Here is a 21,326-nt window from a genome sequence, read left to right as displayed (position 1 = left end):
GTTGATACTTCGCTAGAATATCGCCCGCTTTGCTCTGGGTTTACCCAATCAAAGCCGAGTATCGAACCTGTTGCTGGGTCGCCTGTAGCAGGGTAAATTTTCTTTAAGAGAAAACAAAATGACCACTATCAATGTAGAAGTACGTAACGACCAGGGTAAGGGTGCGAGCCGCCGCCTGCGTGCAGCAAATAAATTTCCGGCAATCATTTACGGTGGTTCTGAAGCAGCAATTTCTATTGCTCTTGATCATGACACCACCAAGAACCTTGAATTGAAACCGGGCTTTTATGATTCAGTACTGACTCTGGTTGTTGACGGTAAAGAAACCAAAGTTAAAGTACAGGCTGTTCAGCGTCACGCTTTCAAGCCAAAACTGACTCATATCGACTTCGTTCGCGTTTAATCGCGTCGCTTTCGATATTCGGGACGCCGAAATAAAAAACGCCGCTTATGCGGCGTTTTTTATTGGCTAATCAAGTGATTTACTCATCACTCGCCCCATTCTACTTCCCTGCATTGCGCTGCAACTGATCGCGCAAATTCGGCGGAGTGCCTTTAATGGTCAACGTATCTGTTGCGGCATCCCAGAAAATACGCTCACCCAGTAATAGCGCGTCAAAATTGATGCTCAACCCGCCGCCGCTACCCGCGAATTTGGTCAACTGACGTAGAGTACCGCGATCTGCCGGGAAGCTCTCTTCCAATGCATAACCCTGCTCAGCAGAGAACTGTTGGAAATCTTTTTCACCCAACTTCGGTAACTCTTGTGCAAGCTCTTGTAAAGCAATCTCCTCACCGGCCTGCAACTGCTCATTACAATAACTATAAACTTGCTGACGATAGGCTTGACGTTCATTTTTACCCAGCTCAGCATCAGCACAATAGTCATCGACCGCCTGTAATAATCCACGATTCTGCGCTTTGGTATCCAACCCTTCTGCTGCGGACAGGAAATCCATAAAGAAGTCAGACACTTTACGCCCGACTCGCCCTTTCAGGAATGTCAGATAACGGGTTGATTCCGGGTTATTCTCCCATTCAGTTAAATCAATACGAGCCACAATATCAGCGCGATTTATATCAAGATAATGGGTGGTACTCAGATCCAACTGCTCGTTTACTCGCATACTATTACAGCTACTCAGTACCGAAATCAGCAAATACTCCACCGCCAGATAACGGTATTGGCAAAATAGCACCACCCCGCCTTCAGCAAAGGGATACTTGGCTAACTCATCACGTAAACGCCCGGTTGCCGCACGACTAAAGCTGAGGAAGTCTTCATCACCCTTACGGCTTCGTTTCAGTGCTTCAGCCAGCTCACTTTGCTCATTAAACAAGCCGTAAGCTTTGCTTTTGGCACTGTAGACCCGATGCAGCTCGGCCATCATTTCTTCAACTACAGCATTGGCAGGTAACAGCGAATCGCGCAACACCACATCAAGCGTTTGTTCATCACGTTTGATAAGCTGATGTAAGGCTATCTGGTCAATATCCAGACTCATGATAAATACTCCTTTTGGCTAGGGGCGTATTCAATCACTGATACCTGAGAGCTGCAACCCAAAAGCTATCGCCGCCCTCAATTAATGGCTAATGATTCTTAATGCTATAAAATAGCGGAAAAGCGCGACTCTATACGGTAAGATATGGGACTTTGTCAGGTGTTGAGCACAATTTTTATGCCACAGTCATCCCGTTATAGCGACGAACACGTTGAAAAATTGCTGTCTGAACTGGTCAGCGTACTGGAAAAACATCGTACCCCAACCGATCTTTCTTTGATGGTTTTGGGAAATATGGTAACAAATCTGATCAATACCAGCGTCGCCCCTGCGCAACGCAAAGTATTGGCTCGTTCTTTCGCTGAAGCCCTTCAAGCTTCAGTACGTGAAGATAAAGCTCATTAATTTATCGGCCAAGACTGCAATCTCAATATGGTGACAAATCGTCAGCGCTATCGTGAAAAAGTCTCCCAGATGATTAGCTGGGGGCACTGGTTCGCCTTGTTTAATATCCTGTTCAGCCTGGTGCTGGGTAGTCGCTATTTGTTTGTTTCCGATTGGCCGTCATCGCTAATTGGCCGTATCTATGCCCTTGTCAGTTGGCTCGGGCACTTTAGTTTTATCGTTTTTGCCGCCTATTTATTGGTTATATTCCCACTAACCTTTGTGGTGATGTCACAACGATTGCTGCGCTTCCTTTCCGCGGCTTTTGCCACTGCGGGTTTAACCCTGCTCTTGGTCGATACTGAAGTTTTCACCCGTTTCCACTTGCATCTTAACTCCGTAGTATGGGAGTTAGTGATTAACCCAGACCAAACTGAGCTGGCGCGTGATTGGCAACTGATGTTTATTGCCGTGCCAGTCATTTTTCTGGTCGAGATGCTTTTCGGCACCTGGGCATGGCAAAAACTGCGCAGTCTCAATCGACAACGCTTTGTTAAGCCATTGGTTGCAGTGTTTATTTCCGCATTCTTTGCTTCACACCTGATCTATATCTGGGCCGATGCTAATTTCTATCGCCCGATCAGTATGCAACGCGCCAACTTGCCGCTGTCATACCCAATGACCGCGCGTAAATTCCTTGAAAAGCATGGCCTGCTTGACCAACAGGAATATCAGCGCCGCTTGGTGGAACAAGGGAATCCAGATGCATTGACGGTTGAATATCCCCTCAGCCCGATAACTTTTAGTGATAAAGGTAGTGGCTATAATCTGCTATTGATTGTGGTTGATGGTATCCGCGCCGATAGCCTGCAAAAAGATATGCCAGCATTAGCCGAGTTTAGTCGCTCAAACATTCAGTTTGACCGGCATTACAGCTCGGGTAACCGCCAAGATACCGGTTTGTTTGGCCTGTTTTATGGTATATCTCCAACTTATCTGGACGGTGTTCTCTCTGCCCGGAAACCGTCTGCATTCATTACCGCATTAAGTGCACAAGGCTACCAGTTTGGTCTGTTCTCATCTGATGGCTTTGCATCGCCACTCTACCGCCAAGCGTTATTATCTGATTTCACCTTACCTGCGCCGACCGAGCAGATGGACCGTGAAACGACCGCACAATGGCAACAATGGTTATCAACCCTGACCAGCAGTGCGCCGTGGTTCTCATACATTAATCTCAATGGCGCAGTTGAAGCACAAGATCCCATCAAAGGTAATAAAATTGCCTTACCCACCGATTTTATCCGCCACTATAAGGCGGGAGCACAAGATGTGGATCAGCAGATTGCCGCCATCCTGGACACTCTGAAGCAACGTGGGCAACTCGATAAAACTGTGGTTGTTATTACGGCTACCCATGGTGTTGAATTTAATGACTACGGCAATGATAATTGGGGCTCAGGCAGCAATTTCAATCGCCAACAGCTACAAGTGCCACTCATCGTTCATTGGCCTGGTACACCGGCACAAACCGTTAATAAGCTAACTAACCACGAAGACATCATGACAACCCTGATGCAGCGGTTATTACACGTCAAAACGGCATCAGAGGATTACTCGCAAGGGGAAGATTTATTCGCAGCGCAACGTAATCATAACTGGGTGGCTACCGGCGATAACGGCATGTTGGTTATTACGACACCAACACAAACGATCGTGTTAGATAATAATGGTGAATATCGAACCTATGATCAGCAAGGCAATGAAATTAAAGATGAAAAGCCTCAGCTCCCATTACTATTGCAAGTGCTGACGGATATAAAACGTTTTATTGCGAACTAGCTCTAAAAACCAAGCATGATGCGCTTAAAAAACCGGCAACTGTTTTTATCCGGTATTGCATTACCCACTGTAAAATGTAGTATAAATGCCAGAGCATCGGCATGTAGCGCAGCCTGGTAGCGCACCGTCATGGGGTGTCGGGGGTCGAAGGTTCAAATCCTTTCATGCCGACCAAAATACCTTAAGAAAACCAACCTGTTAGGGTTGGTTTTTTTGTTTGTGGGATGGATCAGAAATACGCGCAATAAAACGCGCAATACTTCAGTTATCTCGCTGATAAACCACAGAGGTTTTAGTCGCTCCCGGCAGCAAATCATCTTTTAATTGTTGCTGTAGCGCATCAAAAAATTTCTGGCTCTGCTCTACCCGTGCAGGACTTTCTGGTTTCAAGTTAATAGCAAAAGAAATCTCACCAACAATTAATTTGTGACTTTGATTATCAGACCAAATGACCATCGCTAACTTAGTTTTAGTGCCATCGGTAAAATGCAGCGAGCCAAGTGACAACTCTTCATTAAGAATCGTGCTACCAACAATATTGAGTGGGCTATCTGGCTTTATCCCGAGTTTCGCCAAAGTTGGGAACAACTCTGCATATTGGCTTAGAACAGTACGCGCCGGTATCACAGGTAGTCCTTTAATTTGCGCAGACAACGAATTTTGTTGCTCATTGTGCCCTACTTTTGCATCAATAAAACCGACCACATCCGTCTCAAACTTAACCACTACAGGATAACTCGGAGAAACGTTAAGCTCGGAGGCCTTTACTATTTTATCCCCAGATACCCGATATTTCAGAGTGACATTGTTCTTGTCTTCTGGCTGATTATTTTTTAGCGGCTGAACCACTCTTAAAATAATGTGCTTGGCATTGAGTTGTTGATCCACTGTATCCAGATAAGTGTAGAGTGACGTTTTTTGTTTTAGAGGATGTTTGGCGGGTTTGACTGTTAGCCCACTTTGAATGGCAGCCTGTTGTATCGCTTGCCCGTAATAATCCATTGCTTGCTGTTTATCGCTGAGTCGACCTGGTTTCAGCAGTAATTTATATTCTCGGCTTTCAGCACTTAGCCCAGACTCAGCAACAGCAATTGAGGACGAAAACATTAAACCAAGGAAAAAAGCACTGACAATCAATGAAGGGGGTAACGAGGTCATTGGCATCCTTTAAATTGAAGTTGAGCTCTTGCTCTGCTTCAATAATAAAAGATGATGGATAAGAAAGTAAGGCCGTTCTATATTAAACGGCCTTATCCAATAACAGGCTATATATCTAACGCATTACAGATTTAAAGTTCTTCACCGTTGGTGGCGATGACTTTTTTATACCAATCAAAACTCAGTTTACGCGAACGCGCCATTGTGCCGGTACCATCATCATTTTTATCCACATAGATAAAACCATAACGCTTACTGTACTCACCGGTAGTGAATGACACGCAATCAATGCAACCCCATGGGGTATAACCCATCAAATCAACGCCGTCTTCAAACACCGCTTTCTTCATCTGTTCAATATGTGCTTTGAGATAAGCAATACGATAATCATCGTGGACCATGCCGTCATCAGCCACTTTATCGATGGCACCAAAGCCGTTTTCAACAATAAATAATGGTTTTTGATAACGCTCATACAATACACTGAGTGAATAGCGTAAGCCCACTGGGTCAATCTGCCATCCCCAGTCAGAGGCTTTAACATGTGGGTTAGGCACACTGCCCTCGAAACCAGACAGGGAATTACCGCTCCCTGGATGGGTCGCCGAAACTGCGTTACTCATGTAGTAACTCAGCCCCATGTAGTCAGCACATCCCTCACGCAGGACCTCAAGATCGCCCTCTTCCATATTGATGGTGAAACCGCGACGCTCCCACTCATTCAAAATATACGAAGGGTAATAACCGCGCATATGAACATCACCGAATAGATAACGCTCACGCATGGCTTCCACGGAATACATCATGTCGTCAGGGTGACAGGAGAATGGATACAGTGGCACCATCGCGACCATACAGCCAATTTTGAACTCAGGATTAATCGCATGGCCCAGTTTGACCACTTTAGCGCTGGCAACAAACTGATGATGCAGAACCTGATACATCGTCTCTTCAGGATTATCTTGTTCAGTGAACACTACGCCAGAGCAGCAATAACCAAATAACGGATATTTCCAGTTACGTTGATTATTTATCTCGTTAAAAGTCATCCAATATTTGACTTTGCTTTTATAGCGCTCCATGACCACTTCACTGAATTTCACAAAGAAATCGACCACTTTGCGATTTTTCCAGCCACCATATTCTTTAACTAAATGCCACGGCATTTCAAAGTGAGATAAAGTAATGACTGGCTCGATACCGTATTTCAGCAACTCATCAAACATATCGTCGTAAAATTGCAGGCCAGCTTCATTCGGTTGCAATTCATCGCCCTGCGGGAAAATACGAGTCCAGGCAATAGAAGTACGGAAACATTTGAAGCCCATTTCGGCAAACAATGCGATATCTTCTTTATAATGACCATAAAAATCAACCGCTTCATGGTTTGGATAACGATAACCTTCCTGCACACCATCGGTCATTACACGGTCAACACCATGTGCACCGCCGGAAAGTACATCGGCAATACTCACGCCTTTCCCGCCTTTATTCCAGCCGCCTTCAACCTGATGTGCTGCGACCGCGCCGCCCCATAAGAAATCTTTCGGTAATTGTTTGTGGCTCATAACTTTCTCCCTTAGTACTGTGGGCAACTATTCGCCCTGAAAATGAAATTCAATGGCGGTTGATTGCCCGCCTAAACCTTAAAACTATTTTAGCCCTGATTCATTTGTGCCTGAGCAATTGGTGTTGCTGATGTTTTTTCCTCTGCACTTTCGCTCTCATCGGTAAACCCAACCAACCAGGTAAACACCGCACCCAATACGAATGCGACAGTAATAGACAGTAATAAGCCGAGGAATTGAGTCATATGTCCTTCTTTAAAGAAGACCGGTAACACCGCAATTCCCGGCAGGCAGTAGCTCCAGGACACCGCATTAAAACTTCCGGCGATAGCCCCACCAATCCCACCAGCGGCACAGCTGCATAAGAAAGGTTTTTTCAGTCGTAATGCCACACCGTAAATGGCTGGTTCGGTAATACCGAATAAAGCAGTGATGCCAGCCGACAATGAAATACCTTTCATTTCTCGGTTACGGGTTTTTAAATAAACCCCAAACATGGTGCCAGCCATCGCAAAGACGGCTGAAGCTTGCAAGCCTGTAAAGGTGTCGTAACCCAGTGTTGCATAGTTACCAACAGTCACCGGTGTAATGCCCCAATGGACTCCTAAAGTGACCAAGGGTTGCCAGAATGCCCCGACCATAAACCCTGCAATCGCTGGGCTAAGATTATAAAGTGTATTGTAAACGCCCCCGATAGCACCGCCAATCAAGTTACCTACTGGGCCGAAAACCAGCAGAGTTAATGGCACCATAATGGCAATACAGAACATTGGCGTAAACAGGTTACGCACCACCATCGGCAAGATGCGCTCAAAGAATCTCTGCACATATGACATGGCCCAAACCATCAAAATGATCGGAATAACCGAGGCGGTATAGCTCAGATATTGCACGGGAATACCGAAGAAATCCAATGTCGGAGAGGACAACGGAATACCTGCAATCGTATTCAAAATCTGAGCAATTTGTGGGTTATTCACGGCTTCATGCATCAGTTGCTGAACCGTCGGGTCCGCTGAATTGATAGTGACTATCTTATTGGCAGTCAGCATACTCATGTAATCGGGGCTGATCAGCGCACATGCCGTAATGACGGCAGTAAAAGGATTAACATTGAATTTTTTAGCTGCGGTGAAAGCCACCATAACTGGTAGGAAAGTAAAACCGGTCCAGGAAACGAAGTTCAAAATTCGATAAGTACCGCTGGCGGCATCCATCCAACCAATAGCCGCGAGGAATGAAATAATCCCCTGTAAAATACCACATGCCGCCAATGGGTAAAGAAAAGGGGCAAAAATGCTGGAGATAATATCCATCAAGCGGCTAACAATACCGACTTTAGGAGCGGCTACTGGCGCACTTTCATCGATATTAATCAAGTGGGTAACATGTTTGTAGGCATCACCGACATGGTTGCCAATCACCACCTGCATTTGCCCACCAGCTTCGATAACGGTAATAACGCCTTTAACACGATTTAATTTTTCTTTATCGACCGCTTTATTATCTTTCAATATAAAACGTAAACGCGTCGCACAATGTGTGACGGTAATCACATTATTGTCGCCACCAATATATTTTATAATTTCCTGCGCGGTTAATGAGTAATCAATTGCCATTATGAGTCTCCTGCTACGGACGCTGGTATAAGATAAACAGAGTGTTATCGGTTTATTATTAATATTTTTGGTCGATTGAGACTGGAGTTTAACAAAAAAAGAAGTGAAGTCACGATATAACAAAAACAGTGATTTGGAATATGTAACAGATAAAAAACACCCTGTTTTATTAGGTTTTTTTATTATTTAATGGTGGGAGTTTCTTGCCTATAGTTTCAATAATATACAACACCGGAATTTGAGTCGTAATATTATAATGACCGTCCAAAACAATCGGCGGCATATGATAAGAGATATTCAAATCGGCCATCTTGGCTAACGTAGAGTTATCACTGTTAGTCAGGCTGATAATCTTACAATTGTGCAAACTGAACTGATTGGCAATGCGGATAATTTCTTCCGTCTCACCGGAGACCGAGAGGATAATCGCAATAGCATCTTGATACATATCACTATTGATCGGGTAATAAGGATCGTCAATGTAAGTGCTATATTTCCCTATATTAGAAAAGAAACGAGCACTATATTTACCTAATGCACCAGAGGTCCCTATTCCAACAAAAATAACTCGCCGTGTTGCTGCTATTTGTGCCGCGGCCATATCAAGTAATTCATCAAACTCACTATTATTGATACTTTTAAAATAACTAATTATTTCACTAATACCAAAGCTAGCTAGCGGTTTCTCATCATGCTCTAAGTATAATTTAAAACGAACGCGGAATTCAGAGTAGCCATCACAATTCATTTTTTTGCAAAAACGCAAAACCGTAGTGGTAGAAACACCTGCAGCATCAGCCAGTTCTCTGATGGTCATATACATCACTTTGTCAGTGTTCTTTATGATGTAGTTATAGACAATCAGTTCCAGTTCGTTTAGCGATGATATTTCTTTATATGTAAACATACTGGTACCTAAAACGATGCATTAGCCTGTGATATGAGAATTTACCATGAAATGGGGAGAGTCACGAGGGGGATTGGTGTGGGGTTGAGATGAGCCATTGAGAGTTATAGATTTAGCCCTTACAAAGTAGCCGCTAAATCTATAGTTAAAAACCTAATTGGCCGTTCTCATTTCACATTGGATTTTATATTAATTTACGGCGCTCTTCAGCCGAAATGTATTTGTAGATAGTTTTAGGTGAGACATCGATGACCAAAGCAACCTGATGTAAACTTGCCCCGTTGGTAAACATACGTTTAGCTCGCTCGACAACTTCAGGGGTCATTATTCGGCGGCGACCCCCTATTCGTCCTTCTGCTCTCGCAGCCGCTAATCCGGCAAGGGTCCGCTCCACTATCAATTCACGTTCCATTTCAGCTAGTGCCGACATAACATGAAAGAAAAATCGGCCCATTGCTGTACCAGTATCGATGCTATCAGTCAGGCTGCGAAAATGTACCCCGCGTTTTTTCAGCTCTTCAATCAGAGCAATCAGGTGGCGAACACTACGCCCCAGCCGATCGAGTTTCCACACAACTAGAGTATCTCCCTCGGACATTGTACGCATGGCTCGTTTTAAACCCGGTCGATCTGATGATTTTCCGCTTATTTTATCTTCAAATATCTGCTCACAATTCGCACTAACCAGCGCGTTGCGTTGCAACTCTGTGTTTTGGTCATTTGTTGACACCCTAATATAGCCAATAAGCACCTTATTTCCCCTTGTGAAATAGCCGAAATTTGTCACAAGGAATCTATAGGAAAAATGGCTTTGAAAGAATGCGGGATAACAAACCTTGGTTTGGGCGATGCCGCTAAAAGGACCATAGGAACGGGAAGCACAAATGTTCCTGATATTTCTATTGGTGATACCCGCTATATGAAAGTTGATGCTCCAAATACCCGACTTTGGGTATCAAACGAATACACACCAGTTAATAACACTGTAACCATAGTTACCCACGGGGTAACTGGGTTAGATCTGTTGCGATGTAAATGTGATGTCGTCTTAAAACGTGCGATTGCTGGTGATGGGTATGCAGTTGGAGAAACGGCACTTTCGGCATCATTTACGATCAATGCTGTTGCATATCACACGCTTTCGGTTGTCCCTAGTATCTCATTAACAGATATTCGATTATTTACCCCAGCCCCCGCCAGTGGGATTTCAGGCATTGAATTTATAAATAGAACTACTGGGGAATTGATAACTAACTCCGCCGTGAGTAACTGGCACTATATATTCAGAGTCTGGTATTAGGTGAAATTATGGAAAACATTAAAATTAAATTTTATATCAATAACGACGGGTTTATTTACACAGGAGACAAAATAGAAGGGGCAAGAGAAGCAACTGAGCCTGAAATTAAGGCACATTTAGAAATTGAGGCAGAGGTAAATACTGAGACAGAAATGGAGTAATAAACCTTGGAGAGGTAGAGGTCAGCGATCCACGGTGGAAAGTTTTTTATGACATGATGAAGCCATCCGTTCCAGGGATGACTGAACCTGTGTAGCAAATACAAACCGGGCAATTAAGCCCGGTATACACTTATGGATATATTGGCTTAGGCAAAATTTCCTTCACCACTTCATCTTGTGAGTCATAATAAGCAATCCACTTGGGATCATCTGTGGTGATAGTATCAAAGTAAGGGTAATCATCAGGGTTTTGTGGTCCAGCGAACCAGCTGATAATCGTTAACTTTTCTTCTTCAAGAAATTGTACATATATCATATTGAATACCCCGTTATATATAAAACATATGTATATCCGGTTACCCCTGAAAGAGAGATGCGGTGATAACACATTTGCTTGGTAATGATACCCAACGAAAATGGTGTTGCTTCAGGAATCACTGAACTTGAAGCGTAAGCACCTGAAGCAGACCTACAAATTTCTTGTGCATCAGATGCAACTACATACCCTGCGGCCCCAGTCCCAGTTATAGATGTAAATCGGACTGAAGCCCTGACGTCTACAGCATTTAACGGGATTGCTGTGGCAAGCGAGAGTGCAGTGATGGTTGCAGGAATTGAGGATGACGTAATAACTGCATTAGCCATAAAAATTAAATTTCTACCCGTCAAAAAGCCAGGAATAAATTGTCCACTACCGTTTGTCGCCCACACAGAAACAAGCGCCGATGCTGTATAACCAGCTGGCATATTAGCACCGCCGTAAATCTCTGGGGCGGTGATTAACGTGACATTCACTGCAAGTAATGCTGATGCTTGAGTTGTCGGGTTATAAATCGCATACAGAGCCACAAATCCGGCTACCGGCACCGTGCCAGTGTCCATCCCACCAGCACCGGTTATGGCAAGATTAACTGATTTATTGAAGCTACTTAATTTGTATTGACACCCTCCCAATGCTGTCTGAACAATCAATTCATCGGCGGTAAATGTGGCTGTTGCTGAGGCGGCGGTGACACTCATTCGAGCATTACGTGAGGTACCCACCACGCCGGTCAATTGCGGTAAATGTGCGGCATCGCCCAAACCAAGGTTTGCGAGAGCCGCTGCAACGGCTGTTGGGCCGGCGGCTTTTATCTCGGATAGGTTATTACCCGACTGTAAAAACAGTTTATTCAGGGCAGCTAATATCTGGGTATCGTCATTGGGATCTAATGTTAATCCTCCTTCTTGAACGACTTTAATTAATTCCCGCTGTAGGGTATTAAACCATTCAGCTGGTAATATCGTTGGTGGAACACCGGCGGCAACATTGCCGTCAGTAAATTCGCCGTTATTGTCGGCGCGTGTATTAGGAATATCGCCAATTTTTTGCATAGAAAATCCTCGCCAGTTAAGGCACTTAAAAATGAATAACAGGGATTAGTTAACTAACGTAGCCGAATTTCAAAATCGTATGAGACGGATTTAATACTGCTAATCTGCACTCAAGTTGTTTATTACCCCATGAACGTAATGGGTCACTGCAATAGGTTAAGCCACTTTGGGCGTAATGAATGGTGGTTTTCGGGGCGGTAATTAACCAGGTAAATGGCCATTCTTCACCATTCAAGGCATCTCGACAGACCGCCATACCTGCGCAAGCTTGTCGGTATTGGGTCACCGTAATGGAGTAACCTAGCGCCTTTGCTACCCGGATAAAATAAGCTGCGGACTGCCCACCAATACCAAATAACTTCGACACCACCGCGCGTTGGCGCTGGATCATGCTGTCGACTTCACCAATAGCACACAAATCCGGTAACCCGAGTGTTGCTTCCCACTCCGGTAGCATTGACGTGGCGGTTGCCGGAAAAGCGCCAGACAATAAGTCTTGAGCTTCTTCATCACTGCGCCGATAAGCATGAGCCAATGCCCGTAGAACTTCGGTTTGTACTCCGTCAGGCCGTCGTGGCCAGACCAAACCTATTGGCATTAGCGCCTGTAAAGCTTCAGTATATTCACTGACAGAATAGCGGCTCATAAGTAGCTCACTGTACCCCTGATGGGGAGTTTACCGGTTTGCAGCTCAATATTGGCTGCCGGAGATTGCATAATAAAGCCCCCGGTGCCGGCGACCTCGCCGATGGCCAGCAGCAGCGATGACCATAGAATTTTTCCACCAGGTTCTCCTTCGGTGAAAAATACCTCGTCGATGGCCGCATTAATGGCCGCGGTGGTTGCGCTGTCGGCATGAGATATACCACTAATAACAAAATCAATGGGTTGTGCGACAGGGGCACAAACATAAACCAACGCGATAATCGGTTGCTGCGGATAAATCGCATCCGCTACTCGCCGTTGGTCACCGCTGGCTTTCACCGCTCCCCACTCTTCAAGAGATGAAATCCCATCACTGCCCTGTGGGAAACCCGCATAATCATTATCATCACACATGATATAGATGCCGACAGTACCGGCCCCCATCAAGCGCCGTTTAACCCAACATCGGGTAACACCTGGCACTGACAACGCCCAAGATTGATAGTCAGTATCATTACCTCCTTGCGGGATATTTTGGTAAGCCAATAACATGCGAGAGCGAAATGCATCTTCGGATTCAATATCGGCTCCTCCGGTAATTTTGCTCAATGCCGTGGCCGTAGCCTGCACACCATCAATGGCGATATCCAGCGTCAGTAGGGTTCCTGGCGCACTGTTACCTCGATTTCCTCCGCCAGTTGCATCGTCCAACGGGCTGGGTAAAATAGCCGTAATTTCACCGATTGCGCTGCCATCGGTGCCGATTATTACTGTATTGTCCAGCAAGTACTGATAACCATCAGCCCGATTCAGCCGTCGGCCAGCAGGAATAACCTGCCCGACAATGCCACTGAAACGCACATCTGCACAGCGGGCCGGATTGGCGGCTTTGCGAAATACATCTTTCAGTGCCGCCCAAGCCGCAAGGTATTCATCGCTGGCATTATAAGGTGTCGCTTGTCGGGCAATATAATCAAGATAGCCGTAATGCAGATGAGCCATCCCAGCATCCGCGTCACTGATCACACCAATGTTAGAGAAACGCAATAAATTGCCACCGGTTTTCAGTTCAGACTGGATATAGGACTGATTTCGCTGGCGCAACTCGCTTAATGTGGGTCGATTAAATGGCATGAATTACTCCTCCCATACCCATGAAAATTTAACGGATGATTGAGTTTTACCCGGTTGCTGATAAGCAATAACCAGCAATAATGTATTCGGGAAGATGATTTTCGCCTGAGTGCTAATAGTGGTGACAACGGCATCCTCCATCAGCCAGACCAATGCTTCCCGCGCATAATCTTCAGCTTTAATAGCAACTTGAGTGGTCAACTTTTGCCGCCGCAATAGCCAAAGCCGTGAGCCAATAGCCGATGTCGCACCACTGTCCCCCCACCAACCCCGACGATCATCACCATCGATATCGTCATCAGCGCGGGCCAGACGGTCAGTGAATAGACTCAACAAAATGGCAGTATGCAGATCATCACCATCCAGCAACCCACCACCGCCTGTCCGCCAATCCCCCAGCGAAGCATCGACATCCCAAACTGTTTTAATATCTGTTGTCATTGCACCACCTTAGCGGGTGTCTCACTGGTGAGTGTTGCACTACCCGACTGTACATTTTTGAGTTGATGATTGTGACTGTTGTAGGTATCACGTAAGGTTTTTAGCGTCGTCGCATTGCTGTCGGCGTTATCCATAATATCGCCGCTGACCTCCAGTAGCGGGGTGTTTAACCGTACTTTTACCGATGCATTGACGGTCACCTCGGTGGCAGTATTTACCGTCACTGGCTGGTTATTGGCCTCAATGATCACCCCACTTTCGGTCAATTTGATAAATTGCCCCCATTGGGAGTAAATCACTGTTTCCCCTGGATTTAATTCTTTATGGCGAAAAGACGGATGGTTAGATGCAATGATCATGCCGCTGGAGCGATCACCCCCCAGAAACCCTATCACCACATCACTGCCCGCCGGTAATCCTGACGAAAAACCAAACTCAGCTAACCGTGGCGTGTCGCTGTGAACTTCCAACGATGTCTGATATTGCACGGTTTGTACCCCGTCACTGTCATCGAAAGCTGTTGCCCGCCCGAGCCCCAGTAGCATTTTTATCTGCCGGTACAAGGTTGAGATTTGCCCACTTACGTCGTGCATATAACCCCCGGTTTCATTTAATTTTATAGGTTTGAACTGCGAAGGCCTCAGGAGGCATCAGCGTCATGGTCGCCACCGTTCCGCTGGCATCTTTCTGATAAACCACCTCCGATAGCAGCCACAATTCATCTTTCAGCCCCAAGGACGGGATAGCGATAGGAATCAACGAGTTGGTTTGCCATAGCTGCTGTTCGCGATCACGCCAGTTATCAACTTGTACCTTGAGGGCTTTGGAACGACCATTATTACGATTCATGCTCCAATCAAGGCTGTTCCTGACTAAGTTTGGTGAGTTAAGGGTATTTTCGACGATAATTATCTTGTTTCGGTGGCGAGCCGGAAATTGTTCAGCCAGTTGCGTATCCTGAATTTTCACCAGAACCGAGGTATTATTGCCGCCCGGAGCAGAACGGCGAGCGACTGTATTGCTGGAAAGGGCGACACCGGTATAGTCAATAAAACGCTGATTGATATCCGTATGCAGATTGGCACTCAAGATATTGACTCCCTGCTCCACGCCGCTGGCAGCTTGGCGCGTGCCAACCCTTGTGAGGTATAAGTTGCCATCGGGTTGGTCGTAATAGAGCAGTGCTGCCCAGCGGGTGACGTGCTCAATAACCGCCTGTGCGGTTTCCCCCCAGTTAAGGGTGAATTTCGGCACCACGACCATGTCGTTAATGTCTGATGTCACCTTAATGCCATATGGCTCGGCCAGTTTTTGTGCAATTTGCAATACCGTAGACTGACTGATTACGCTATTGGGCCATTCAGCGGAGCAATCCACCAAATCTTGGCATTTGCTGCGTCCTTTAGCTGTAACCTCGCGGCGGGTGGCTGTGATGGTGCTATCCCAACTGTCGATATAGCCAGTCAAGACGGCATCATTACCCAGTTTAACCACACAGGGATCACCGGGATTTATCCATTGCTGCCCTTCACTGCCGGGATAGCGGTCCATCAATGACAGCTCAAAGCTGCTGGGTAACTTTTCAATGCCTCGGGTAACCTGAATTTTACTCCAGCCGGTGATTGCCCGGCCGCCCACCTCGAGTGTTAGATCATCGTTTATTCGTTTATCACTCATAAGTTCAATGCCTTAAAGCGGATCGGCATAAATGCCGGGTGAACCGGGTTGGCCATTTTCACCAAGGCATCGGTGCGCGAGGCATCCTGATACAGACGATTTGCCAACATTAAGGCGGGTTGTGAGCGGCTAAAATTCACCTCACCAACACGCGATAAATTTGCGCCAGCTTGCTGTAATTTCAGCACAATAGATTCCCGCATCAGCATCAATGCACCATAGGTTTCATCATTGCCACTGTCGGCGGCAGCCAGAGCTCTGCTGTCGATGACCCCACACACTCGCGCTAAAATATCGATAGCATCATCATAACTTTCCGGCTGATATTGCGACGCGGCATGGACCATGGCGCCCGTGCATAATGTCGTCATTAAATGCTGGCTGGCGTCAGCAACCGCGACATCGTTATCATTGGCACGAAATATATCGTCTTGAGTTATCGCCAGATTTTCCATCATGCGAATAACATCTAAGATACTGACGCCGCTACTTTGCAGTGTATTGACCAGCGCCAACATCTTGTCGGCATGAGCATCAATGCTGTTTACCTCGAGCAGTTCATTTACCGCTGTATCGACAGCCGCTCGCCCCTCAACTGTTAATGCCAACCGCTGCGACACCAAAAGTGCCAGATCTGTAGTATCACTTTCCAGATTGACGACCTCTGTGGCCCCCGAACTGCTGCCGCCTACCGTGCCGTGGTTGTAGCGGCCATAGCGCTTGCGACCAAAAGTTGAGCGCAGTGCATTCCCCAGATTACTGGCTTCATTGGCGGTATTCGTGACCATGCGCGCCCAAAACGCCGCCGTGCTTTTCAGTGTTTTTAGCGCCTGAGTCGTAGAGCGCATTTCCCCTTTCACTGTAGCGATAAAACCCGCGACAGCTTTTGCACTCAAACCTAGCCAGGAAGATTGAATTGATGCACTCATTTCAGTCGCACCGGTGATGGCAAAGGCACGTAAACCAGATTCATGCGCCGTTAAGGTGAATGAAAATATCCGCCCACCGGCGGTACTTTCATTAATTTTCAATTCACTCACACTGACTGTCATTTCACCAAGAGTCGGGTGCACTAAGGTTCCTGACCCCGGCATTTCACAGGCGGCGATCAATGAGTCACGCTGAGTCATTACATCTGGTGCGGTATAAATCTGGCTGTTTTGCACCAGAAAACCGTCCAGAGTCATACTTCTGGCATTGCGCCCCAGATCCTCGATATAACTGATATCACGATAAGGGTAGCTGTGTACTGCCTGACGGCGGCCAAAGGTGCCAGTGCTTTTATCAATGACAAAAGGAACACCACGAAATGAAGCTTGATGCAGATGTTCCGACCATTGCCAACTGTTGTCACCGCCGCCTAATAGCGCTGATAAGGTATTGCCGATGAGTGACATGGCATTCTCCTGTTTAGGATTCTTACGATAGAAAGTTAAAAACCCGCCGAAGCGGGTTTTTATAGAGTCGAAATGACATAATTCACGCAATTACATTGGCATGGCCATGGCGTAGCTAATCCGCCCGCCCCCCTGCCCCAATAACACTGAAGATTCCCCGGTTCGGCTGTCGATTAATGTCAGTTCGATCTGCACTCGGTTATTTTGCATAGCAGTCGCAATAACATCGGTAATATCACCGGCATTAAAGCCGCTCACCGACTCAGAATAAATAGGCGATATATTGGCAGTGTTGCTGACGATATTGTCGTTGGGTGATATATTTTCAGAGCTAGTGACTAAGTTACCATCGGGTGAAATAGTAATTGATGGTTCAAGGGAGTAAGGATCCGATACTGTAAGATCACGGACTCGGTTATTATTCCAAGTATTTTCAGTTTCCAGATCAAATGTATTGTTATCAGAATTAGATTTGTTCCCCAGATTAAATATATCCGTCAATGGATTAGGTTCAGGTGGAGATGATGTAAGTCCAGGAATAGCATTTGTAATAACTTCTTTGTAGACTAATGGCTCGGCACTTTTGAACTCAGAATAACCTTGGTACTTTTTGCGAAAACCATCAGTCATCAAACCAAGCTTAAGCATTTCTTTTTCATATCGATTTAGCTGTCGATAAAAATCCGCATCATTATATGCCGAACGCATTTTATCGGATTCTTCGCCACTGATTCCCCCAAGGGTTCGCATAATAGCGAAGCTATCTAGACCGTACGTCATCAAATCAGTGACTCCTCCTATACCATCAGCTATAGAGCCATCGGAAACTAGAATGCCATATAATTTATTGGATACTTTATCTTTCAACCCATCCCAAGCCACACTTAACTCATTAGTTTTGCGGTCTAATTCCGTTAACTGTGTATTGAGTTCAGGATCAATCATTAACCCAAATCTAGTCGATTTAGCCAGTAAGTCTTTTAGACGTACCCCCTCTCGTAATAACTCAATAGCATTACTGTCCAAGCCAAGAGTGCTAATCAGTATGCTTTGTGCTTTGGGATCCATTTGTAAAAAACCACTGGCAATGTTAACCATAGTTGCAGGAACGTCCGCTGTGCCATTTTTATTACTGATAATATCAAAACCGAAGTTACGTAGCTGAGCTAACCCCTGCTCATTATGCCCCCAAAGCATATCATTCAACTTACTATAGAGTTGCTCAGTCGATTTGATTGAAGCATTTTCCTCAGCACTGCGAATGCGCATAGCACCACTAACCTGGCTAAATTGGCTAATAGGCGCACTGACATTTCGAGCTGCTGTATTTACAGTATGGGCCTGCTCAGCCGCTCTATTTAATCCACTGGCAACCTCAGCGCTGGCTGTATAAATAAGATTAGCTCGTCTAGTTAATTTATAAATACTTTTCACTCTATCTGAGGTTTTATCTTCTTGGCTCTCTAAACCTGCACTAACAGCATTGCTTTTTACACTCTTATTATATTTTTCAAGACGTTTTTCGATCTCCTTAATTGGTAGAGGAATGACCTGTTCAACCGCCACGACACTTTTACGTAGCTCATAAAATTGAGGCACTAATTCTTTTACTGCCTTATTCATACGCTTAACTGACTCAGTTATCTGAGCATTAGTGGTTAATTCAAAATCAAATTTATTAGCCATTTTTGCCAGCCTTAATTTTATTAATCCGCTCGGCCTGCTGGCACCACCACATTAATTTGCTGTAGGTCAGGGACCAGGCATCGCCTGGCCCCCAGCTATAGTAGTAAGTGACGTCAGCGACTATTTCGCGCCATCGTCCCCCATTGGGGAGTAGGCTAAAAAACCCATCATGTAGACCTCGCAAGTTTTGTAGTCGGTGAAAGCCATTTTTTTGATGGCCTCACGCGGCACCCCAGACACTAATGCGATCAGCAATCCCATGCCGCTAAGCGAGCCGGTCTTGGTTTGCTCATCGTAAAATTGCTGCACTTGCAATAGAGTTGGCTCGCAAAGTTCGATCACCTCATAAGTGGTCTTGGTCGCCTCATGCGAAATGGGTTTAACCAGCGAAATGGTTTTACTGCGCTCCAATTCAGCCATATCAGTTCTCCGTCACCGAACCGCCTTCCCAACTGACATCAACCGTGCCCTCGGTACTGTCCACCACCAAAGTACTCACTGACCACATACCGCTACCGATAATGGTTTTGCCATTTGCCAATTCACACACGATATTGACGTTGGTTTGGTCATTGAAGTCACTGATGGAAACACCGCCACTATCGCGGATGGTGCAAGAAATTGACGGTGCAACCACGGTTTCTTTATAGCCGTGAATACCGTCCATCCCCATTACGGTTTCACGTTTGACTTTTGACGGGCTGTATTTGAACTGGCCAGCGACCATGATAGTAATGCCATCAACAGTGACATAAGCAGTGCCCGCCAGGCGGTTTGAAGAATCGCTCATAATTTATTTCCTTTTATTTTTAAAAAGTTAAGAGTTAAACAGCCGCTTGCAGACGGAATTGATTGAGTACCGCAAAGATACGTAGCTGATTAATCAGCACCCCTGTCCACAGCACATCGACGCGATTTGGGTTGCTGGCGTTCTTCTCAACAATCAGCCCACGGGCGAAGCCTTTGGCATCCTGCACATAGCCGTTAAATTCCAAAGTCTGATACTGGGCAATCAACTCAGCACGAATAACATTTGGAGTAATAATCGCCGAACCGGCAGCGAAACGGGTGCCATCTGCAGCTAACTTCATCCGAGCAAACTTGGACGTCACTTGTGTACGCAGGTAGCGGGTGACAAACATCAACAAGAACAAGGTTTCGATTTGTAGGTAACTATCATCTTCAGCACCGTATTTATTGGTCTGATAGGTCGTGATGATATTTTCCACTTGAACCGTACCGTCATCCGCCACGGTCACGGTGGAAATACCGCTGTGCAGCAGGTTATTACGTTCCGTCAGTGTGAAACGGCTAGACAACGGCGGTGCTAACACCCCACTGACAGTCAGCGTTTGCAGTGGACGACCGGGATCATTGCGTAGACTCTGAGCGATTGCCCCCACATAAGCTGCTGACCAGATGTAAGCCGGAGTCGGTGAGTTATGCATACCCAGCAGTGAAGCATGCTGGTCATTACGTAGCTCTCCGGCAGCGGTCAGTTGGCCATAAGTGCCCGATTGTGCGGCAAAACTGTGCCCATACAACTGTTGGCTGTAGCTCCAACGCCCGGTGCTATCGGAAAGGAAAGCTTTGATAGCATCCAACGACGTCGTATCGGTATAAGGATTGATAATGAAATCGAAGGTGCGATCCTGCAAATTCGCCAATCCACCAGCCAACTCAGGAGTACCTGCGCCACCTGCCATCGGGGTAATCGTTAGAACTAAGCTGTCTGGCGTCACTTCCCCACCGGCACTGCCTAAATAGTTCAAGCGCAAGTCAATATTATTGCCATGTGCACCTTTATTTTTCGCCGTCAGGACAATGATGCCATCTTCCGCCGCCACACTTTCAGTATGAACAACCGTCACGGGCAATTCGGGTTTACCCTCAATGGCCGCGGCCAGTGCGGTGGCAACAGCATTCGCGTCATCCGTCGCAACCACGGTGGTTTGTACCCGAATACCGCCGATGTACAGTGAAATAACCCCAGTCGCCGAGGCTGGTGTGGTGACGGTGATTTTACCCGTAGCGGCCACCATGGCATCAGTGTCACTCAGCGGCAGAAGATAAACCTCACCGGCAGTGTCGTTTGCCAAATAAGCAGCCATTTGCCCATGCAGCATCGAACCGGCCCCCGCTAAACCGGCCACCGTTGCCGTTGATGAAACCAGTAATGGCACATTGGCAGGCAAGCTACTTTCTGGCAATGCTTGCCCGATAATCAATGTCCGTTGGGTGGTACTCGCCGTATTAGCCTGGGAATTATCAAATTCCGCAAAGAACAAAGGCGTGCGTAAATTGCTTGGGATATTAGTGAAAGGAATGGTCATAGTGTTGTACTCTCCGTTGTTGATACTTCAAATGCAGATATCACTGATTTAGCGGCTATCTGCATCACATCGCCGTCTTGAATTCGACGACGCCAAAATGTGTTATCAGGAACCTCGGTGCCGGATTCAGGCAAAAGGGTGCCCTTGACCGGGTCACGCACCGCGCGACCGGCCATCGGTTTCACGAACATAGGG

At 46.2% G+C, this 21,326-nt stretch carries 23 protein-coding genes, 1 tRNA gene and 1 pseudogene; 6 read left to right on the top strand and 19 right to left on the bottom strand.

Annotation, left to right across the window (positions count from 1 at the left end):
- Positions 1-118: 118 nt before the first annotated feature.
- A complete protein-coding gene (rplY, locus tag DJ58_RS15850; RefSeq protein ID WP_004700538.1) occupies positions 119-403 on the top strand; it encodes a 50S ribosomal protein L25 in 285 nt (94 codons plus the stop codon).
- 100 nt (positions 404-503) lie between these two features.
- Here rplY and yejK read toward each other — a convergent pair whose 3' ends face one another.
- Entirely contained in the window at positions 504-1,505 is a 1,002-nt protein-coding gene (gene yejK, locus DJ58_RS15855) for a nucleoid-associated protein YejK (protein WP_004710861.1), read from the bottom strand.
- A gap of 177 nt (positions 1,506-1,682) precedes the next feature.
- Between yejK and DJ58_RS15860 the strand changes: the two genes are divergently transcribed.
- From DJ58_RS15860 to DJ58_RS15870, 3 genes are all read left to right on the top strand, one after another.
- Positions 1,683-1,910: a YejL family protein gene (locus DJ58_RS15860; protein WP_004710862.1), complete on the top strand. Its 228-nt coding sequence runs from the start codon at positions 1,683-1,685 to the stop codon at positions 1,908-1,910.
- 27 nt (positions 1,911-1,937) lie between these two features.
- On the top strand, positions 1,938-3,731 hold the full coding sequence (gene yejM / locus DJ58_RS15865) for an LPS biosynthesis-modulating metalloenzyme YejM (RefSeq protein ID WP_004710863.1): 1,794 nt from the start codon (positions 1,938-1,940) through the stop codon (positions 3,729-3,731).
- 97 nt (positions 3,732-3,828) lie between these two features.
- A tRNA-Pro gene (locus tag DJ58_RS15870) sits at positions 3,829-3,905 on the top strand.
- A gap of 87 nt (positions 3,906-3,992) precedes the next feature.
- Here DJ58_RS15870 and DJ58_RS15875 read toward each other — a convergent pair.
- From DJ58_RS15875 to DJ58_RS15895, 5 genes are all read right to left on the bottom strand, one after another.
- On the bottom strand, positions 3,993-4,889 hold the full coding sequence (locus tag DJ58_RS15875) for a hypothetical protein (protein ID WP_032911525.1): 897 nt from the start codon (positions 4,887-4,889) through the stop codon (positions 3,993-3,995).
- A gap of 131 nt (positions 4,890-5,020) precedes the next feature.
- Positions 5,021-6,457, bottom strand: a complete 1,437-nt coding sequence (locus DJ58_RS15880) for a 6-phospho-beta-glucosidase (protein WP_004710866.1) — start codon at positions 6,455-6,457, stop codon at positions 5,021-5,023.
- An 89-nt stretch (positions 6,458-6,546) separates the two neighbouring features.
- Positions 6,547-8,076 carry a PTS transporter subunit EIIC gene (locus DJ58_RS15885; protein ID WP_004710867.1) on the bottom strand — a complete coding sequence of 510 codons (1,530 nt, stop codon included), beginning with the start codon at positions 8,074-8,076 and terminating at the stop codon, positions 6,547-6,549.
- Positions 8,077-8,245: 169 nt separating this feature from the next.
- Positions 8,246-8,983 (bottom strand): MurR/RpiR family transcriptional regulator, encoded by a 738-nt coding sequence (locus DJ58_RS15890; protein WP_004710869.1) that lies wholly within the window; start codon positions 8,981-8,983, stop codon positions 8,246-8,248.
- A gap of 184 nt (positions 8,984-9,167) precedes the next feature.
- Positions 9,168-9,734 (bottom strand): recombinase family protein, encoded by a 567-nt coding sequence (locus DJ58_RS15895; RefSeq protein ID WP_032911527.1) that lies wholly within the window; start codon positions 9,732-9,734, stop codon positions 9,168-9,170.
- Between the two features lie 54 nt (positions 9,735-9,788).
- On the opposite strand from DJ58_RS15895, the gene DJ58_RS15900 reads away from it, so the two are divergent.
- Both DJ58_RS15900 and DJ58_RS23620 read left to right on the top strand, forming a co-directional pair.
- Entirely contained in the window at positions 9,789-10,283 is a 495-nt protein-coding gene (locus DJ58_RS15900; RefSeq protein ID WP_032912300.1) for a hypothetical protein, read from the top strand.
- A gap of 8 nt (positions 10,284-10,291) precedes the next feature.
- On the top strand, positions 10,292-10,444 hold the full coding sequence (locus tag DJ58_RS23620; protein ID WP_004712760.1) for a hypothetical protein: 153 nt from the start codon (positions 10,292-10,294) through the stop codon (positions 10,442-10,444).
- A 130-nt stretch (positions 10,445-10,574) separates the two neighbouring features.
- On the opposite strand, the gene DJ58_RS15905 is transcribed toward DJ58_RS23620, so the two are convergent.
- The 13 genes and pseudogenes from DJ58_RS15905 to DJ58_RS15960 form a co-directional block, all read right to left on the bottom strand.
- The gene (locus tag DJ58_RS15905) at positions 10,575-10,760 is read right to left on the bottom strand and encodes a hypothetical protein (RefSeq protein ID WP_050129976.1); all 186 of its coding nucleotides are present in this window, start codon (positions 10,758-10,760) and stop codon (positions 10,575-10,577) included.
- 743 nt (positions 10,761-11,503) lie between these two features.
- A pseudogene (locus DJ58_RS23735) lies at positions 11,504-11,818 on the bottom strand (gp53-like domain-containing protein); the annotation flags it as partial.
- A gap of 49 nt (positions 11,819-11,867) precedes the next feature.
- Positions 11,868-12,464, bottom strand: coding sequence for a YmfQ family protein (locus DJ58_RS15910; RefSeq protein ID WP_032910931.1), 597 nt, complete (start codon positions 12,462-12,464; stop codon positions 11,868-11,870).
- Complete coding sequence (locus tag DJ58_RS15915; protein WP_004708645.1) at positions 12,461-13,597, bottom strand: baseplate J/gp47 family protein; 1,137 nt, start codon at positions 13,595-13,597, stop codon at positions 12,461-12,463. The genes DJ58_RS15910 and DJ58_RS15915 overlap by 4 nt, the downstream gene beginning before the upstream one ends.
- Positions 13,598-13,600: 3 nt before the next feature.
- Positions 13,601-14,038: a phage GP46 family protein gene (locus DJ58_RS15920; RefSeq protein WP_032910933.1), complete on the bottom strand. Its 438-nt coding sequence runs from the start codon at positions 14,036-14,038 to the stop codon at positions 13,601-13,603.
- Entirely contained in the window at positions 14,035-14,631 is a 597-nt protein-coding gene (locus DJ58_RS15925) for a phage baseplate assembly protein domain-containing protein (protein WP_004708648.1), read from the bottom strand. Before DJ58_RS15925 ends, DJ58_RS15920 begins: the two co-directional genes overlap by 4 nt.
- 13 nt (positions 14,632-14,644) lie before the next feature.
- The gene (locus DJ58_RS15930; RefSeq protein WP_032911003.1) at positions 14,645-15,700 is read right to left on the bottom strand and encodes a phage baseplate assembly protein; all 1,056 of its coding nucleotides are present in this window, start codon (positions 15,698-15,700) and stop codon (positions 14,645-14,647) included.
- A gap of 11 nt (positions 15,701-15,711) precedes the next feature.
- On the bottom strand, positions 15,712-17,112 hold the full coding sequence (locus DJ58_RS15935) for a DNA circularization protein (RefSeq protein ID WP_032910935.1): 1,401 nt from the start codon (positions 17,110-17,112) through the stop codon (positions 15,712-15,714).
- Between the two features lie 90 nt (positions 17,113-17,202).
- Positions 17,203-18,798: a hypothetical protein gene (locus DJ58_RS15940; protein ID WP_004708654.1), complete on the bottom strand. Its 1,596-nt coding sequence runs from the start codon at positions 18,796-18,798 to the stop codon at positions 17,203-17,205.
- A gap of 120 nt (positions 18,799-18,918) precedes the next feature.
- On the bottom strand, positions 18,919-19,218 hold the full coding sequence (locus DJ58_RS15945; RefSeq protein WP_004708656.1) for a phage tail assembly protein: 300 nt from the start codon (positions 19,216-19,218) through the stop codon (positions 18,919-18,921).
- A 1-nt stretch (position 19,219) separates the two neighbouring features.
- Positions 19,220-19,588 (bottom strand): phage tail tube protein, encoded by a 369-nt coding sequence (locus DJ58_RS15950; RefSeq protein WP_004708659.1) that lies wholly within the window; start codon positions 19,586-19,588, stop codon positions 19,220-19,222.
- Positions 19,589-19,622: 34 nt separating this feature from the next.
- Positions 19,623-21,131, bottom strand: coding sequence for a phage tail sheath subtilisin-like domain-containing protein (locus tag DJ58_RS15955; RefSeq protein WP_004708661.1), 1,509 nt, complete (start codon positions 21,129-21,131; stop codon positions 19,623-19,625).
- Positions 21,128-21,322 (bottom strand): DUF2635 domain-containing protein, encoded by a 195-nt coding sequence (locus DJ58_RS15960; protein ID WP_032910937.1) that lies wholly within the window; start codon positions 21,320-21,322, stop codon positions 21,128-21,130. Before DJ58_RS15960 ends, DJ58_RS15955 begins: the two co-directional genes overlap by 4 nt.
- Positions 21,323-21,326: the final 4 nt, after the last annotated feature.

It is taken from the genome of Yersinia frederiksenii ATCC 33641, from assembly GCF_000754805.1.
Taxonomy (GTDB): Bacteria; Pseudomonadota; Gammaproteobacteria; order Enterobacterales; family Enterobacteriaceae; genus Yersinia; species Yersinia frederiksenii.
Note: the sequence above shows the minus strand (reverse complement) of the source record. Positions and strands in the feature narration are given on the sequence as shown.